The sequence below is a fragment of the Granulosicoccus antarcticus IMCC3135 genome (assembly GCF_002215215.1).
Classification (GTDB): Bacteria; Pseudomonadota; Gammaproteobacteria; order Granulosicoccales; family Granulosicoccaceae; genus Granulosicoccus; species Granulosicoccus antarcticus.
On the sequence record NZ_CP018632.1, the window covers coordinates 5286944 to 5303936 of the forward strand.

The window sequence follows — 16993 nt, forward strand, 5'->3', positions numbered from 1 at the left end:
AAATATTCCGGCTCAATCGTGATTTCTGACAGACTAAGGGATCGTGATAAGACATCACAAAGAGGAGCAACCCTCCTCTTTGTAGTGATCAATCCGGCTACGGTGCGCTATCACCAAATGCTGCCATGAGTGCTCCGACCAGAGTCGACAGCAACAAGATAACAGTGGGCAGGAAAGTCAGTATGAAGCCCAATCCACGTTTGGCCGGGTCTGCCACATAGGCGTTCGAGTAGAGGAAACGCCCGATCAGATAGACGCACCCGATCAGTGATACCAGCGAAGGAGACCAATAGTATGACGCCATGAACAACGCCGGCAGAAAGCAGACCAGCTGTTCCAGCGTATTCATCTGAACACGGTAGACCCGTTCAAACTGCTCATTACCCGTGACAGCAGGCGCTTTGACGCCATGAGTCTCTCGAGCCTTACCTACCAATACAGAGAAAAGTATGAACTGCAGGATGGCAAGAACAGCCACGATATGAACAATACTCATGTACGATTTCCGGTTAAATTAGTTATCAGTTGAAAATTGGGCAAGCCGCTTCAAGGCATCACCGCTCAAACGATAGCCGACCCACTCATTCTGGCGCTCGGCATCCATGGAGTTATACACGTCTATTGCTTGCTGATTCCATTTGAGTACGCTCCACTCCATCCGGTGACAGCTATTCTGCATCGCGATAGCGGCCAGATGGCTCATGAGCATTTTGCCGACCCCAAGACCACGATATCCCTGTGAGACATAAAGATCTTCCAGATACAGTCCGTTGCGACCTAACCAGGTTGAGTAGTTGAAGAAGTACACAGCCATGCCAACGGCAGCCGTGCGCCTTTCGGCAATGAGCGCATAAGCCTTACAGTCATCTGAAAAAAGAGATTTTCTGACATCCCCTATCGTCGACTTTACTTCTGCCCTGGATTTTTCAAAACTGGCAAGATCGATGATGAATTCATGTATCTGCTCAGCATCTTCAAGCATCGCCGGTCGTATGATGATGTTGGCCATAAGTTATTTTACATTCGGTCAGCTCTCTTGATTACTCATTATAGCGACCGAGCTGCGCCAGCCTCAAAAGACTCGTGCAGCGTGATGAAAAAGCTTCAGGTGCTGAGCACGTTCAAATGCCTGGAAGATCTGCTTCGAAGTTGGCGTTTTTCGCTGTTTTCACGGGATACATCCTGTATCCCGTGAAGCACGGCCTCTGGCAGCTGGCGGCGTTCGTCCAGTCCAATGTAACAGGTTACCAGCACAATTCTGAACCACCGGTGACCCGTCACCGGTCACGATCCAGACTCGAAACTCACCCTCGACCAGCGTTTAGCTCACAGCTGCTGGCGGTGGCATTGTGGCCTCCAGATCATGCCCCTTCAGCGGGTCCGGGAAACCGATTTTACTCATATCCTTGATCGCCTCGCCACTGTCCACCCATTTCTGTATCTCGGCTTCGCTCGCCTTGGGGGAGAACAAACCGGTATACGCGTAGAGAATACCGAATACGGGGGACAACCAGCAGGCAAAAGAGAGTGGAATGTACAACAGGTTCTCGACCTGTCCATCTGAAATTCCAAGTCCCAGTGCGGTGATTACAAAAGCACCACCGGCATTCCACGGAATCAGTGGAGACATCAGCGTGCCACCTTCTTCAACCGCACGACTCAGGTTCAGTGTGGAATAACCCATTCCCCGGTACGCAGGAGCATACATACGCCCTGGCAATGCAATGGACAGGTAGGGGTCGCCGGCGACAAGATTGGTGGCGAATGAGGTGCCGATAGCGGCAGTCTGCACGCCTGCGAATGTACGCACACGAGTAAGAATGGCATTGATGATGGCTTCAAGACAACCTATACGCTCCAGTGCGCCACCAAAACCCAGTGCAATCAAGACCAGTGAGATAACCCACATCATCGATTGAATGCCACCGCGATTCAGCAAGGTATCGATTTCTGTCACACCCGTCTCGATCGAATAACCACTGTTTGCATAACTGAATACGTCATGCAAACCGACGCCCTGAAATATGATGGCCATCAAACCTCCCAACAGGACACCGGCAAACAGAGAAGGAATGGGGGGCTTCTTGGCGATCGCAAGACCGATGACCAGCAATGCCGGAAGCAGCAACCAGGGCGAAATCCAGAAACTTGCCTGCAGTGCTGTGGTGATCGTATCGATTTTTTCGAACGAGGTAGCACTGGGGTCAATCCAGGCATAGCCTGCGTAGGCGTAGATACCGAGGGCCACGAGCATAGCCGGTACGGTGGTTGGCATCATGTTACGAATATGGTCAAACAGATCGACTCCGGTGACCGCCGGTGCCAGATTTGTCGTATCCGATAGCGGTGAGATCTTGTCCCCAAAAAAGGCCCCCGAAACAACGGCACCTGCCGTCCAGTACATCGGAATACCGAAACCTGCACCGATGCCCATCAGGGCCAGGCCCACCGTACCCGACGTACCCCAGGAGGTTCCCAGCGAGACGGAGACAACGGCACACAGTGCCATCGCGGCTGCCAGAAATATTTCAGGGGTGAGAAGCTTCAAACCGTAGTAGATCAGTGTGGGCACTGTGCCACTGGAAATCCACACACCGATGATCATGCCCACGGCGATCAACACCGAGACTGAGGGCAGTGCTACATGGATAACATGGAAGATGCCCTGTTCAATGCTCGGCCATTTGTAACCGAGTTTCATGCCGACCAGACCCGTTATCGCAAGGCCGATAGCCAAAGGTATATGCGGGGTAAAATCGCCAAAATAGAATAACTGTACGCCGAGTACGATCAGCGTCAGCAAGATTGGCAGTAACGCAAGACCCAGTGAGGGTAGTGCGTGCTCCCGTTGTTCGCTCTGCATTGGATTAAAGCTCCTTTTATACGTACAGCGGATGTGCAGCACACAGGTGCTGAACCTGACTCAGCACTCGTGCTTCAATAGCGGCATCACCCTCACCCTCTGTCTGCGACAAGGCTTGAACCACTTCGAGCACCAACTCACCCACTTGTCGAAATTCGCTCTCACCAAAGCCTCGCGTGGTGCAGGCTGCTGTGCCCAGGCGCACCCCAGAGGTCACGAACGGCTTCTCCGGATCAAATGGGATTGAATTCTTGTTACACGTCAGACCCGCCCGCTCAAGCGCCTGTTCGGCATCACGTCCATTGACCCCTTTGGGCCGCAGATCAACCAGCACCAGGTGTGTATCCGTACCGCCGGAGACAATATCAAGACCACCCTGTTGCAAGACCTCGGACAATGCTCTGGCATTGGTCAACACCTGCTGGCTATACAGCTTGAACGCCGGTTGCAACGCCTCCCCCAATGCCACAGCCTTTGCCGCAATGACATGCATCAGTGGCCCACCCTGATTACCTGGAAACACAGCAGAATTGAATTTCTTTGCCAGCGCCTCGTCGTTACACAGAATCATGCCGCCGCGAGGACCGCGCAGCGTTTTGTGTACCGTGGTGGTCACTACATGCGCATGCGGTAGTGGGTCAGGATAAAGGCCTGAGGCAATCAGACCCGCATAGTGCGCCATATCCACCATCAGATAGGCACCCACTTCATCGGCTATTTCCCGGAAGCCTGCAAAATCAATCGCTCGAGGATAAGCTGAAGCACCCGCGATGATCAGCTTCGGACGGGTTTCCAGAGCCACTTTGCGAACCTGCTCCATGTCGATGAGCTGATCCGATTCGCGCACTTCATAGCTGACGACATCGAACCATTTGCCAGACATGGTGACAGGTGAACCATGAGTCAGATGTCCGCCATGTGCCAGAGACATACCCATGATGCGATCGCCAGGTGCCAGCAGTGCCAGAAAGACCGCCTGATTGGCCTGGGCTCCCGAGTGTGGCTGTACATTGGCAAACTTTGCACCGAAAAGCTCTTTGGCACGCTCGATGGCAATGGTTTCTACCGTATCGACATGCTCACACCCACCGTAGTAACGACGACCGGGATATCCCTCAGCATACTTGTTGGTCAGTACCGAGCCCTGTGCCAGCAACACATCTGTGGAGACGATATTCTCCGAGGCGATCAGTTCGATCGTATTGCGCTGTCGCTCCAGTTCCAGGGCAATAGCATCGGCGATGGCAGTATCGCTGATAGTTTGTGTATTAATCAGATCAGACATGTGTATCTCTAGGCGAAAAATCTAAAATTGTTCAACATCCGGCAAGCAGTTCCTGATTGGCCATGCTCAGAAATTCCCGGACGAAGGCAAGCCTCAAGCTGCTACGATACTTTCAGTGAGCATGCCGTGGCAGGCGTAGAGAATCGCGCTATCGCACGATCTAGTCAAATAACTAAATCTCATGCCCCCTTAAGTATTAGTTACACCTTTATGTGGTCTGGAAAAAACAGGTAATGACTCAACTACCGCTGAACGCGCTGCGAGTATTCGAAGCTGCCGCACGCAACAACAGTTTCAGAGCCGCAGCAGACGAGCTCTGCGTATCACAGCCGGCAGTCAGCCTGCAAATCAAGAATCTGGAGGACTGGCTCAATGCCCCACTGTACGATCGCACAGACAATCGTCCGCGCCTGCTCCCCCATGGCGAAGTACTAGCCCGAGCACTGACGGTTTCACTGGCCGACATCGAGGGATCCTGTCGTCGGGCACGCCGTCATTCGGAGTCGCAAACCCTGGTTATCGCAGCCATTCCCTCGGTGGCGATCTGCTGGCTGATTCCGCGCTTGTCCAGTTTTCGCGCACTGCACCCCGAGCTCAATGTCAGGATTATCTACGCCATTCACGGACAGGAAATTGATTTTGGCGATGTGGATCTTGCCTTTGTTTTCGACAACTCACTGCCTAGTCGAGCAGGTGCGCATACCCACACCTTTCTTCCCGGCATCAGTGCGCCGGTCTGCAGTCCTGCTGTGCGCGAGACCATGAGCGGAGAGCGGCTACCTGAAGGCATCGCACTTGCCGGCTTTTTGCATGAACACGATCACACCGGTTGGGCTCGATGGTTTGCACGTGCCGATTGCGGTTCAGCACCATCGCTGTCAGGGCCTGTATTCGAAGATTTCAACCTGTTGCGTGCGGCAGCGCTCGCCGGCCAGGGGGTTGCACTTTGTCCGTTAGCCATCATCCGGGAAGACCTGCAATCGGGAAATCTTGTCCAGTTATCAGACATCACAGTCAACAAAGACTACATCTACTACTTGCTTGAACATGCCTTCTGCGACGAGACCACGAGGCAGGCCACCCAAGCCTTCAGATCTTGGCTGTTCGACACACGCGACAAGGAATTTGCCGCAACCAGTTTCGGCCTTGCTTCAGAGGCGATTGACGGCACAAAAAACGCGGATCGAAGCTGACATCACGTGGCGACAGTGGTTATTCGATACTCGATAGCATGCAATGAGCCTCGCTCTGGACTGAAGCCCAATCCGATACTGCCAAAATTGTCCAACGATGCAGATTCACGACGAATGAATTCAGACGAGAGCCCGCCTCGAATAATATAGGTTCCATTGGTGCTTGAATCATGGATCAGACACCGCCCCCTGACAAGTTCGATCCTGGCATGATTACGTGATGCTGATTCGATATCGATGACGACATCATTGTCAACGGCGCGCCCAAATGTAAGCACCGAATTGCCCTCATCGATGCGGATGCGCCGCTCACCTATCAGTAGATCAAGTACCGGGTTGGTCTGATAATGCTGAGTGCGACCGACTGCCGTGATGATACCGGTCTCTGCACTGTCGTTATTCCAATGAATCCGATACACCGGCATGGGTGAACTCATTCCTTTGAAGTCCACACGATCAAGGAACAATGCACTTGAGCGATGCGGTAGTGACAATTGCGCCACGGCCTCTTCCGTTATGCAGATTTCATCCGCTTCAGCATATGCTGCTACGCGTGCCGCCAGGTTCACAGCATTGCCATAGATATCACCGGTATCGGGGATGACCTCACCGTGGTGAAACCCGACTCGGACTGACAGATCCAGATTCTGATGCTCCCTCTGGATATCGATGGATGCCAGGTACGCCAAATCCGGGTGCGAGAAGCTGGCCAGTATCGCATCGCCTATCGTTCGCAATAACGTTCCCTGATGACGCTCAACAATCGCGCGCATATACCTCAACGAATCACTCACCTGTTGGTGGGCTTCTACATCACCTTTTGTCTGGTACAAACGCGTGCTACCTGCAAGGTCTGCAAATAACACGGTCAGGGTCTGTGAGCTCATGACTGATACCAGCGTTGATGAAAATAGGTCGCAGTCATTATCCACCTTCACGACGCGAAGTTCGCAAAGTGGCCAAGACAGGTGCAATATCAGGTTCAGGCAACCGAGCTTTGCTCACGCTGCTGCACTTGATAACACATACTTCAGATACGTTCCATCGTCTGAATGGGTAGTTTCACCGAATTTCCAGACAATCTATCCGATTTTCGTAACAGTGAATTGTCATATGTTTTCTGTAGCAAGATTGCAAATGGAGTTATAACAGGATGGCTACTCGACCTTGTTCTCGCCGCCATCCTCATCAAAGTCACGACATGACGTTCAACCTTGCGAATGTGCTGCAAGCAGTTCCGCCAGAAACGTATCTCTAAGCAGGTTCGGTTCCGCACCCTCGCGGGTTATCGCCACAAATGGGGTATGAAAATTAAGCTGCTCGGGCAACAAGCGCCGCATTTCACCTGAGTTTATCCAACGCGTTGCCAAATGCTCCGGCAAGAAGCCTATGAATTTCCCACTGAGGATCAAGGTAGTCACACCTTCAATCTTGTTAGTACGGGCCGCCGGTGTCTGGTCAGGAAAAAACTCCCGAAATCTGGTGTTAAGCGTGTAACCCGGAACGACAAAATTCTGCTTCTTGATCAAATCAATTGTCAGACTCTCATCTTGAATCGGAAAGAGTTCGTGGTCAGTGCTGCAGTAAAGAAATAGTGACTCCTCGTAGAGATGAGAATAAATCAGTGCTGGCAGGCGGTGATGGAATGGGATAATGCCAATCAGAGCCTGTCCGTCAATAACAGCCCGTTCAATCTCATTCGGCGACCCGATACTGAGAACCATTTTGACGTCGGGGCCTTTTTCACAGAATTGCGCCAATGCAAAGCGGGTCCGCGCGCTTTTGTCTGTAATTACATCGTCGGGCAGGTACAACGTAAAAGTGCCGACAAGTCGACTGTGCGCAGCGTTGATGGTACTGCGGAACTTCTCCAGATCCGCAAGCAACTGCAGCACAGCGTCATACACGACGCGACCGTGATCGGTGAGCTTGAATCCGGAGCGTCCACGCAGGCAGAGCGTCAGATCCAGGCGTGATTCAAGATCTTTCATGTAACGACTGATGGCCGAACGCCCGATGTTGAGCTCCACTTCAGCCGCCGCAAATCCACCACAGTCCACCACTGTTCGGAACACTCTGAGAAGGTGAATATCCATATCACTGATATTCCCTTGCAGACTCGTCCGTTTTGTCATGATTGTTTCCTATTTTGTTACGCAAGAGTTCCAAACAAGTCGTTTATTGAATCATAGGTCAAGTGGATACTGATTTTGAAGCGGTATTTGGATTCCGTTAAAAACCATTCGTTACGACCTGAACTGCTTGAGGCGAACCATGACAGCAAAAGAAATTCTCTACACCCCGATACCGTCGGCAGAAATACCCCGCTATGCGGGTCTGTCCACATTCATGCGACTTCCGCATTTACCGCCGAACGAGGCGATGAATGTGGATATCGGCTTGATCGGCGTGCCCTGGGACGGCGGCACCACCAACCGCCCTGGGGCACGCCACGGTCCACGACAAGTCCGCGAGTTGTCCTCGCTCATGCGCAACTATCATCCTGCGCTGAAATTGAGTCCCTATAAACTGGCCAACTGCCTGGATCTGGGTGACACGCCGGTAAACCCACTCAGTATCGAAGAGACTCTGCACCTGATCGAGACCTTCTATCACGATGTAGTCGGTCGTCGAATTGCACCGCTATCTGTTGGCGGTGACCACCTCATCAGTCTACCTATCCTGCGCGCTCTGGCCCATCGTCACGGCTCGCTGGGCATGGTTCAATTCGATGCCCACACCGACACCTGGGATACCTATTTCGGCGATTACAAATACAGCCATGGAACACCATTTCGACGGGCCATAGAAGAAGGTGTACTCGATCCGAAGCGCACGGTGCAGATCGGAATCCGCGGTGGTGTATACGACGAGCACGATGGCGACTGGGGTCTCGAACAGGGTATTCGCGTCATCACCATCGAGGAATACAATGACTTGGGGCCAGATGCCGTGGCCGCTGAGGCGCGACGGATTGTGGGGCATCAGCCCACCTACGTGACGTTCGACGTGGATGCTCTCGATCCGGTCTATACACCCGGTACCGGGACGCCTGAAATCGGTGGGCTCAACACCTTCGATTGCCAGAAAATGCTACGTGCTCTGCGCGGTCTGAATCTGATTGGTGGTGACGTTGTGGAAGTGTCCCCACCCTTTGACCCCAGCGGCAACACCGCACTGGTCGGCGCAACGATGATGTTCGAGATTCTTTGCATTCTGGCCGAGGCTCTCAGCCAAAACCAATAATTCATTCGGGGAATGGGTCCATCAAGACCCATCCCTGCTCCCCGCTGTCGCAAACATCCAGATTTAAAAGGAAATTCTCATGAATATCGACGTCGTTATCGTTATCGGCTATTTCGCCATGATGTTGCTATGCGGATTTATAGCAATGCGTAAACTGACCACTACGGCAGACTATCTCGTTGCCGATCGAAACCTGCCCTTCTGGGTGTTTTTCCCCTGTCTTTCAACAGTTATTCTTGGAGGCGGATCAACCTTCGGCTCCGCCTCGCAAAGTTATCAGTTTGGAATGTCCGGTGCCTGGATCACGCTGATGTTCGGTTTGGGGGTCGTCACTGTGGGATTGGCATTCGCTGGAAAACTGGCGAAACTCAAGGTTTTTACTCTTAGCGAGATGCTGGAGCGTCGCTATGCACATGGAACCCGCTACGTCAGTGCCATTATCGCCTCAATCTATGCCACCTTGATATCAGTGGTGCAGATTATCGCTCTGGGCACGATCCTTAAAGCACTGCTGGGATGGGATTTGTCGACGGGCATCATCGTGGGCGGCATGGTCACCATGGTCTACACGCTGATCGGCGGCATGATCGCCATTACCATCACCGATTTCATCCAGTTCATCCTGATGACGCTGGGTGTCGCGTTGCTGATACCTGCCGGTATTGACGCTGCCGGTGGTATGGCGGCAGTGACAGCAGCAGTTCCTGAAGAATTCTTTTCGCTGACCAATATAAGTGCCACTCGCGTCCTGGGTCTGTTCCTGTCGCTCTATCTGGGCATCATGATCGGACAAGACATCTGGCAGCGTATATTCACTGCCAAGAATGAAAAAGTGGCCAGAAACGGCTCAATCTCAGCTGGTCTCTATTCCATCGGGTGGGGAGCTGCCATGGGCCTGTGCGGTATCCTCGCGTTTGTACTCTTACCTGATCTTGATTCACCACAGGATGCGCTTCCGGCACTCGTGATGAAGGTAATGCCCGCTGGCCTGAGCGGTCTCGTTCTTGCCGCATTGATGTCTGCACTCATGTCGACTGTGAGCTCTACCGTTCTGGCTTCAGCGACGCTGATCAGTAATGATCTGCTTAAGCCATTATTCGGATTCAATGAAAAGAAGGAATTGGCAGTATCTCGTTGCATTACCGCACTGGTAAGCGTGTTGGTCATTATCTTGTCGATATCCATTGGCGATGTTTTTATTGCCCTTGATACCGCTTATGCCTATCTCTCCGGCTGCCTGTTCGTTCCCATCATGGCAGCCCTGTTCTGGAAGAAGGCCACGTGGCAGGGAGCCATTAGTTCGATCATCATTAGTGCCATTATCGTAAGCGCAAGCTTGGTGAGCTACGGTGCGGCAGCTGCGGAAACGGTTATCTTTGGCCTATTGTCGAGTGCGGTGGTTATGGGAGTGGTCAGTCTTGTAATGGGTGGCCCGAAAGCAAGCGACTTGGTTGAATGGGAAAGAGATCGTTCTTGAAGCCAATCAGCCCATACGCCAAGTTGGGTAATCTGTTGATCGGGTAGTTGAATAACTTTCAAGTGATACAAGCCGCGCAGGATGATATCCGAAGCGGCCTGTATCATTTAGCGGCCGAAAGGGGTCGGGGCCGATCCCTATGGCATGCAGGTGAGAGAACCAGTATCAATTTCGCCCGGCAACAATTCTGGCAATCAGCTCATCAATCAGTTGTCCGCCTGCGTGTTTATCAGTCAACTGCACGCCTTGCATGCCAAAAGCTTTGGCAGCTTCAATATTCTCAGCCATGTCATCGACAAAAACACAGCTTTGTGGAGTGACGGCGAACTTCTCACACAGGTGCTGATAGATAGCGGGGTCCGGCTTGATAAGCCCCGCCTCGCAGGACACGACGACCCCTTCGCAAGCATCCCAGCAGTCGAACGTGGATTCCAGATATTTCCATGCATGGTCCTGCATGTTCGACAGTATATAAACAGGCACGCCCTGAGCCTTGGCGCGGTGCATGGCTTCCATCGTATTGGGCAGTGCCAGTAGCGAGGTGCACAGATTCGCATAGATTCTGGCGATGCCTTCCGGATTCAGAGAGGTCCTTGCCTGGGCTCGCTCGATGGCCTGCTCCACGCTAATGGTGCCACGATCCAGCGCCAGCCAGTCAGGGTTTCCGACGGTCACAGACAAGGCTTCTTGCTGTTCGGCAGGCACCTGGAAGGCACTGGCTACCAGTCCATCAGGATTCCAGTCGCAAATAACATTACCAATATCCAGTATCAGGTTGTTGAGCATAGGAGCGATTACGTCTTTATTTGTGGGACAAGAAGCGAAGCATAACGTCAGATGTGGCATAGGAAAAGGGAAAATATGAACGTGACCCCGTCGACCATCTATCCCCTGGCTGCTTGACGTTGACCATGATAGCTGTATTTAATACCAGTATATGGACATACAGTTAAATTCAGCCACTCCGTCGAACTATGCAGAACTGCATTGCGTCTCGAATTTCAGCTTTCTGCGCGGTGCATCACGCCCGGAGGAGCTGATAGACACTGCCCTGAGACTGGGCTACTCAGCACTGGCCATCACCGATGAGTGCTCCATGGCCGGCGTGGTACGGGCCTATGGGCGCATGAAGGAGTTGGCGAGTGATGTTCCCGTCGCCCCTGGCAAGATAAACGACAATGTCATGACGCAGGCGAGTTTCAAACTGATCGTCGGCAGCGAGTTCGCTCTGGATGATGGCTTTCGACTGGTCGTTCTGGTGCGCAACCTCGCCTCCTATGCGCGGCTCTGCCAACTGATTACCAACGCGCGCCGATCTGCGGCAAAAGGTAGTTACCAGATATCACCTGCCATGATCAATAATGCCGGTCTGGAGGATTGCTGCCTGATACTGGTGCCCCCTTACCTGCCTGCAAGACGCAAGAATCCGGACGCTATGTTCAGCTGGTTCGACAAGCTGGGGCCCTTCACTTTTCTGGCGCTCGAGCTGCACTATGGCAGTTATGATCAGAAACACAGCCACTGGTTGTTCGATGCGGCGGAACGCCACCAACTGGCCATCGTCGCCGCCGGCGATGTTCATATGCACGAACGCAAAAGGCGCGCGCTGCAGGACATCATCACCTGTATCCGGCATACCTGTACACTGGATACCGCGGGTCGGCGACTGTTTCAAAATGGCGAACACTACTTGCGGGACAGGCGTGCCCTGCAATCCATTTATCCTGCAAAAACACTGCAAAATGCCTGCGATGTGGCAGCCCTGTGTCACTTCGATCTGGCAGAACTGGACTATCAATACCCTCGGGAAGTAGTGCCTGCAGATCTGACATCAGCTCAATATCTGCGCAAGCTGACGCTGGAGGGTGCGCAATGGCGCTGGCCGAATGGACATAGCATCGATGTACAACAGCAACTGGAACACGAGCTATCGCTCATCAGCGAGATGCAATACGAGTCCTACTTTCTGACCGTGCACGATATCGTCAGGTTCGCCCGTTCTCAGAACATCCTGTGCCAGGGTCGCGGCTCGGCTGCCAACTCGGCCGTCTGCTATTGCCTTGGGGTCACTGAGGTAGATCCTTCACGAACGCGCATGCTGTTCGAACGCTTCATTTCAAAAGAACGTAATGAGCCCCCCGACATTGATATCGACTTCGAGCATGAACGGCGTGAAGAGGTCATTCAGTATATTTATGCCAAGTATGGCAGGCACCGGGCTGCCCTGGCGGCAACGGTAATCACCTACCGCAAGCGTAGTGCCATTCGTGACCTGGGCAAGGCCATGGGCCTGCTCGAGGACCAGATAGAAGCCCTGTCCAAATCAATGGCCTGGTGGGACGGTACCGATGTTGTCGGTGAGAGGCTCGAAGCCATGGGCTTTGATCCTGACAGCCCATTGATAAAGCGTTTCACCTGGCTCTTGCAGCAATTGCTGGGATTTCCACGTCATCTGTCACAGCATGTCGGCGGCTTTGTCATCTCCGATCGGGATCTGTCGACACTGGTACCGGTTGAAAATGCTGCCATGCCTGATCGCACCATCATCCAGTGGGACAAGGATGATCTTGAAGAACTGGGCCTGCTGAAGGTGGATGTGCTGGCTCTGGGCATGCTCACCGCCATTGCCAAGTGCTTCAAATTGATAGAATCACATCGGGGCATCAGTCACACCATGGCTGCCATCCCGGTCGACGACACCCCCACCTACGACATGATCTGCCGGGCCGACACCATTGGTGTTTTCCAGATCGAGTCACGGGCGCAGATGTCAATGCTGCCGCGCCTCAGACCGCGCAGTTACTACGATCTGGTGATCGAGATATCCATCGTCCGACCGGGCCCTATTCAGGGCGGCATGGTCAACCCCTACCTGCAACGTCGTCAGGGCATACAACCCATCAGCTATCCCAACAAGGATCTGGAGCGGGTGCTGGAACGCACGCTGGGCGTCCCCATTTTCCAGGAGCAAGTCATGGAGATTGCCATGGTGGCCGCAGGCTTCTCGGCAGGTCAGGCGGATGAACTGCGCCGTTCCATGGCGGCCTGGCGTCGCGGCGGGCAAGTTGCCCGATTTCATGACCGTGTGGTGAGCGGCATGTTGAAAAATGGTTATGATCCGGAGTTCGCCGAAGCCATTTTTCGTCAGATCGAGGGCTTTGGCGAGTATGGTTTCCCGGAATCGCATGCGGCCAGCTTTGCCTTGCTGGTCTATGTCTCCTGCTGGTTGAAATGCCACGAACCAGCCGCCTTTCTGTGCGCCATGCTCAACAGCCAGCCTCTGGGTTTCTATGACCCATCCGATCTGACGCAGGATGCCAGGCGTCATGGCGTCAACGTTCTACCGGTTGATGTCAATCAAAGTGACCGGGACCACAAGCTGGTCATTCCTGACAAGAGCGACAGAGAACAGCCTCACATAACTGACAATAACGCCCCCCACACCGCAACCTCGCCTGCTCACTCGAATCCTACTCAGCCAAACACTGCTCACTCGAATCCGGATCAGGCGGCTATCCACAACACAGCCACACCATTGCCTCAGGCAGCGGTACGGTTGGGATTCCGGCTGGTATCCAGACTCTCCTCTGCGGGTACTGAACGACTGTTGGCGGCGCGCGCCCATGGTCCGTTTACCAGTGCCGCCGATCTGGTGCGTCGCTCAGGCATCAACCAGACAGACCAACAGGCACTGGCCATCGCTGGCGCACTGGAAAATATCAGTGGTGACCGGCATCAGGCGCAGTGGGATCTGCTGGGCGTGGAGGCTTTGCCTGAACTGCTGGCTGATGCATCGGCCGCGGAACCTTGCCTGCATTTGCCTGAACCCACTGAAGGCCAGAACACGGCAGCCGATTACATGAGTATGGGTCTGACCCTTGATCGTCACCCCTTGTCGCTATTGCGGGAGCGGCTGACAAAAAGGCGTATTCTGGATTCGAGCCGCTGGGCAGCCATTCCCAACGGCCGCATGGCTCGTATCGCAGGTCTTGTCAAAGTGCGTCAGCGCCCAGGCACGGCCAACGGTGTGATCTTCCTGACCATCGAGGATGAGGGCGGGCCGATGAACGTCATTGTCTGGAGCCAGGTCGCGGAAATCTTCCGCAAGGAGGTGCTGGGCGCGCAGATGGTATCGGTACACGGTGTCACGCAGCGCGAACAAGGGGTATCGCATCTGGTTGCCCGCAAAATCGAAGACCTGTCCTGGATGCTGGGCGAACTCACTGTCAGTTCCCGTGATTTCCATTAAAGAGCGTCATTTTCACTTCAGCGACACGCCTTGTGTGCCGCTCTCTCTAGAGACTCGTCATATCCTGAATTGCACTATCATTCCACTCAGACCAGAAAATTGAAATGAACGGCAGACAGAATCGCCGAATCATCATTGCCCTTGACGAATAAACCCTACAAACAAGCATGAGCAAGCACGCGGCGTGGCTACACGCTGAACTATCCCAGTGGATGCGCGATGGCCTGGTTGACGAGACGACCGCCAAGGCCATTGCCAGTCGCTACCCGATCAACCATGGTTTGTCCTGGGGCCTGTTCATTCTTACCGCTATCGGCGCCATTATCTTCGGCCTGGGCATCATCCTGTTCTTGGCCAACAACTGGGCGGGCATGCCTAAATCAGCAAAGCTGTTTCTTGTCTTTGCAGCCCTTGCCCTGAGCCACGGTATCGCGCTGTGGTTACGCCGCAAGCGTCCCCATCAGCTCAATCTGATTGAAGGCTTTCACCTTGTTGGCACCATGATGTTTGGCAGTGGTATCTGGCTGATTGCTCAGATCTACAACCTCAGTGAGCATTACCCCACCGCCCTGCTCGTATGGGGACTGGGTGCATTGGCAATGGCGTGGGCACTGCCATCCGTCATCCAGGCACTGCTGGCCTGCATACTCATTAGCGTCTGGGGCTTGTCCGAAACGCTGGATTTCCAGAATGTGCACCTGGCCAGTATCGCACTGGTGGCCATCGGCATTGTGCCACTGGCCTGGAATCAGCGTTCCCGAACACTGCTGCTATTCGGCCTGGTTTCGCTTATGGGTCTGAGCTTCATCAACATCGGCAACTTTCTGAGCTACAGCATTATCTTCAATCTGCTGTTTGCCGTCAGTCTGATGCTGATCGCTGCCGCCTACCTGGCCCAACGCACACAGTTTCCCGGCAGTGACTCGGTACTGCGCGGCGTTGGCGTCATTATCTACGGCGTCAGTCTGTTCATGCTGACCTTCGTCAACGATTTTGTCTCGAATATACAGCGCCTGCCCTATAATCCGGATGCCTCGTGGCAGGGGATCATCACCGTACAATGGGCAGTGCTGGCACTCGCGGTCATTATCTGGTGTTTTATGGTCCTGCCACCCGTCATCAGAAAGCTCAGGCTTGATACCGCGACCACCAAGACCTTCCAACACTATCTCGTCCTGGCCTCCTTGCTGACATTAATTGCTCATGATCTTGGCTGGTTCGACGGACAACCCTATATACCTGCCATCCTCTACAACGTGATTCTTGCCTCTCACAGCGTGCTGCTTATCATTCGCGGCACTGATAATCTGCATGGCAAGCAAGTCTCGTTGGGTTGCCTGATGCTGGTGGGTCTGATCATGGCTCGCTTCAATGATATGTTCGATAGCTTGCTGCTGCGTGCTCTGGCATTCGTTCTGATCGGCACCTTGCTCTTCATTATCGGACACTATTATTCAAAGTCGAAAATGCGGGGACTGAACCATGCGTAGCTGGATCATCGCCCTGTGCATAGCCGCCCAGCTTGCGGTACTGGCCTATATGGTTTTCGGGCGCGAAATGTTGATTAAAAACGGGACAAGAATCAGCATTACAACGGCGCCCATCGATCCTCGAGATCCGTTTCGCGGCGACTTTGTCCGTCTACGCTATCCTCTGAATACCCTGAGTCATGCACCGGTTCGCTGGCAGCCTTCAGACTATCAGCCACGCAAGGGCGACAAGATGTACGCCATACTCGAACAACGACCCGGTGGTTTGTACGATGTTGCCTATTTCAGCAATCTGCCACCCGCCAGTGATTCCAAACCTCTGTACTTGCGCGGGCGAATTCAGGCCGCTGTCAACTGGGACGGACGTAATCAGGTCGATGTCAGCTATGGCATCGAGCAACTGTTCGTCGAGCAAGGCTCAGGCGTGGACATTGAAGACCGGCGCGGCATCAGAGGAGGTATGCAGAACGCCATGCAAGCCACAATTTCCGTTGGCGCTGACGGCTCAGCCGTACTCACCGGGCACACCTGGAGTGACATTGCGATTGGTCTCGAGATCAGCGATACATTTCAATTGATCGAGCCGACATCGGAAGACTCTGCGGTTTCCGAGGATAACGGCAGCGACACCGATAGCCCAGATCTCATCAAGCCGCCATCCCAGACTGCCTCCCCGGATCTGCCACCGATCAGACTCACCGTAACCAACGTATCGCAAGACAGCATTACCTTGAACAATCCGGGTGACAACTGCGGATTCAGGCTCGAGCCTCGAACCCGATCGCATTCGGAGTTCTTCCAACCTGCTGGCGTCTGCGCAGATTTACCATCAAAGCCGGTAATGATCGAGGCCGGAGAGTCAATCGTCCTGGACATTGAACTGGCCAGTCCACGCTGGCATATGAGTCTGAAGTCGGGTGATGTCATCAGCACCGCCGACATACGCTCGTTTCAGAATAGTGCCGAATGGTTTCGTCTGGTTTACCGATCAGAGCAACAGGTGAAGAAACTGCCCGGCGCTGAAGCTGACGACAGCAAGACGACAAGAAATACAGATATGACCAATGCAAGTGCGCCCCCTTTTTGGCAAGGAGATCTTGTCAGTCAGGCCTTCAGCCCCAGAGGGCAGATGGACTAAGGGTTCGTGGAATCACGAATATCGAACCAACTCTGGATGCAAGACACATCGC

The 16993-nt window shown here is 53.6% G+C and carries 13 protein-coding genes; 6 read left to right on the forward strand and 7 right to left on the reverse strand.

Annotation, left to right across the window (positions count from 1 at the left end):
- Nucleotides 1–97: 97 nt before the first annotated feature.
- The 4 genes from IMCC3135_RS22935 to glyA all read right to left on the reverse strand — a co-directional run bounded on the left by IMCC3135_RS22935 (nt 98) and on the right by glyA (nt 4148).
- A complete protein-coding gene (locus IMCC3135_RS22935) occupies nt 98–496 on the reverse strand; it encodes an MAPEG family protein (protein ID WP_088919712.1) in 399 nt (132 codons plus the stop codon).
- 18 nt (nt 497–514) lie between these two features.
- Nucleotides 515–1009 (reverse strand): GNAT family N-acetyltransferase, encoded by a 495-nt coding sequence (locus IMCC3135_RS22940; RefSeq protein ID WP_088919713.1) that lies wholly within the window; start codon nt 1007–1009, stop codon nt 515–517.
- A 312-nt stretch (nt 1010–1321) separates the two neighbouring features.
- Nucleotides 1322–2863, reverse strand: a complete 1542-nt coding sequence (gene nhaC / locus IMCC3135_RS22945) for a Na+/H+ antiporter NhaC (protein ID WP_088919714.1) — start codon at nt 2861–2863, stop codon at nt 1322–1324.
- Nucleotides 2864–2879: 16 nt separating this feature from the next.
- Nucleotides 2880–4148: a serine hydroxymethyltransferase gene (gene glyA / locus IMCC3135_RS22950; protein WP_088919715.1), complete on the reverse strand. Its 1269-nt coding sequence runs from the start codon at nt 4146–4148 to the stop codon at nt 2880–2882.
- 233 nt (nt 4149–4381) lie between these two features.
- Here glyA and IMCC3135_RS22955 point away from each other — a divergent pair, with 233 nt between their 5' ends.
- A complete protein-coding gene (locus tag IMCC3135_RS22955) occupies nt 4382–5341 on the forward strand; it encodes a LysR family transcriptional regulator (protein WP_088919716.1) in 960 nt (319 codons plus the stop codon).
- 2 nt (nt 5342–5343) lie between these two features.
- On the opposite strand, the gene IMCC3135_RS22960 is transcribed toward IMCC3135_RS22955, so the two are convergent.
- Complete coding sequence (locus IMCC3135_RS22960) at nt 5344–6228, reverse strand: adenylate/guanylate cyclase domain-containing protein (protein ID WP_088919717.1); 885 nt, start codon at nt 6226–6228, stop codon at nt 5344–5346.
- 321 nt (nt 6229–6549) lie between these two features.
- Nucleotides 6550–7476 (reverse strand): LysR family transcriptional regulator, encoded by a 927-nt coding sequence (locus tag IMCC3135_RS22965; protein ID WP_088919718.1) that lies wholly within the window; start codon nt 7474–7476, stop codon nt 6550–6552.
- Nucleotides 7477–7615: 139 nt separating this feature from the next.
- Here IMCC3135_RS22965 and speB point away from each other — a divergent pair, with 139 nt between their 5' ends.
- Together speB and IMCC3135_RS22975 are read left to right on the forward strand one after the other, a co-directional pair.
- Nucleotides 7616–8587 (forward strand): agmatinase, encoded by a 972-nt coding sequence (gene speB / locus IMCC3135_RS22970; protein ID WP_088919719.1) that lies wholly within the window; start codon nt 7616–7618, stop codon nt 8585–8587.
- A 79-nt stretch (nt 8588–8666) separates the two neighbouring features.
- A complete protein-coding gene (locus IMCC3135_RS22975; RefSeq protein ID WP_088919720.1) occupies nt 8667–10064 on the forward strand; it encodes a sodium:solute symporter family transporter in 1398 nt (465 codons plus the stop codon).
- 165 nt (nt 10065–10229) lie between these two features.
- Here the strand turns inward: IMCC3135_RS22975 and IMCC3135_RS22980 are convergent, their stop codons facing one another.
- On the reverse strand, nt 10230–10850 hold the full coding sequence (locus IMCC3135_RS22980; protein WP_157736219.1) for an HAD family hydrolase: 621 nt from the start codon (nt 10848–10850) through the stop codon (nt 10230–10232).
- A gap of 151 nt (nt 10851–11001) precedes the next feature.
- Here IMCC3135_RS22980 and IMCC3135_RS22985 point away from each other — a divergent pair, with 151 nt between their 5' ends.
- From IMCC3135_RS22985 to IMCC3135_RS22995, 3 genes are all read left to right on the forward strand, one after another.
- Entirely contained in the window at nt 11002–14313 is a 3312-nt protein-coding gene (locus IMCC3135_RS22985; RefSeq protein WP_088919722.1) for an error-prone DNA polymerase, read from the forward strand.
- Nucleotides 14314–14480: 167 nt separating this feature from the next.
- Nucleotides 14481–15803: a DUF2157 domain-containing protein gene (locus IMCC3135_RS22990; RefSeq protein WP_088919723.1), complete on the forward strand. Its 1323-nt coding sequence runs from the start codon at nt 14481–14483 to the stop codon at nt 15801–15803.
- Complete coding sequence (locus IMCC3135_RS22995) at nt 15796–16941, forward strand: GDYXXLXY domain-containing protein (protein ID WP_088919724.1); 1146 nt, start codon at nt 15796–15798, stop codon at nt 16939–16941. The genes IMCC3135_RS22990 and IMCC3135_RS22995 overlap by 8 nt, the downstream gene beginning before the upstream one ends.
- Nucleotides 16942–16993 lie beyond the last annotated feature (52 nt).

What these genes read in the sequence shown, in the direction of transcription:
- IMCC3135_RS22935 (WP_088919712.1), bottom strand. Translation starts at nt 496, where the DNA reads ATGAGTATTGTTCATATCGTGGCTGTTCTTGCCATCCTGCAGTTCATA.
- IMCC3135_RS22940 (WP_088919713.1), bottom strand. Translation starts at nt 1,009, where the DNA reads ATGGCCAACATCATCATACGACCGGCGATGCTTGAAGATGCTGAGCAG.
- nhaC (WP_088919714.1), bottom strand. Translation starts at nt 2,863, where the DNA reads ATGCAGAGCGAACAACGGGAGCACGCACTACCCTCACTGGGTCTTGCG.
- glyA (WP_088919715.1), bottom strand. Translation starts at nt 4,148, where the DNA reads ATGTCTGATCTGATTAATACACAAACTATCAGCGATACTGCCATCGCC.
- IMCC3135_RS22955 (WP_088919716.1), top strand. Translation starts at nt 4,382, where the DNA reads ATGACTCAACTACCGCTGAACGCGCTGCGAGTATTCGAAGCTGCCGCA.
- IMCC3135_RS22960 (WP_088919717.1), bottom strand. Translation starts at nt 6,228, where the DNA reads ATGAGCTCACAGACCCTGACCGTGTTATTTGCAGACCTTGCAGGTAGC.
- IMCC3135_RS22965 (WP_088919718.1), bottom strand. Translation starts at nt 7,476, where the DNA reads ATGACAAAACGGACGAGTCTGCAAGGGAATATCAGTGATATGGATATT.
- speB (WP_088919719.1), top strand. Translation starts at nt 7,616, where the DNA reads ATGACAGCAAAAGAAATTCTCTACACCCCGATACCGTCGGCAGAAATA.
- IMCC3135_RS22975 (WP_088919720.1), top strand. Translation starts at nt 8,667, where the DNA reads ATGAATATCGACGTCGTTATCGTTATCGGCTATTTCGCCATGATGTTG.
- IMCC3135_RS22980 (WP_157736219.1), bottom strand. Translation starts at nt 10,850, where the DNA reads ATGCTCAACAACCTGATACTGGATATTGGTAATGTTATTTGCGACTGG.
- IMCC3135_RS22985 (WP_088919722.1), top strand. Translation starts at nt 11,002, where the DNA reads ATGGACATACAGTTAAATTCAGCCACTCCGTCGAACTATGCAGAACTG.
- IMCC3135_RS22990 (WP_088919723.1), top strand. Translation starts at nt 14,481, where the DNA reads ATGAGCAAGCACGCGGCGTGGCTACACGCTGAACTATCCCAGTGGATG.
- IMCC3135_RS22995 (WP_088919724.1), top strand. Translation starts at nt 15,796, where the DNA reads ATGCGTAGCTGGATCATCGCCCTGTGCATAGCCGCCCAGCTTGCGGTA.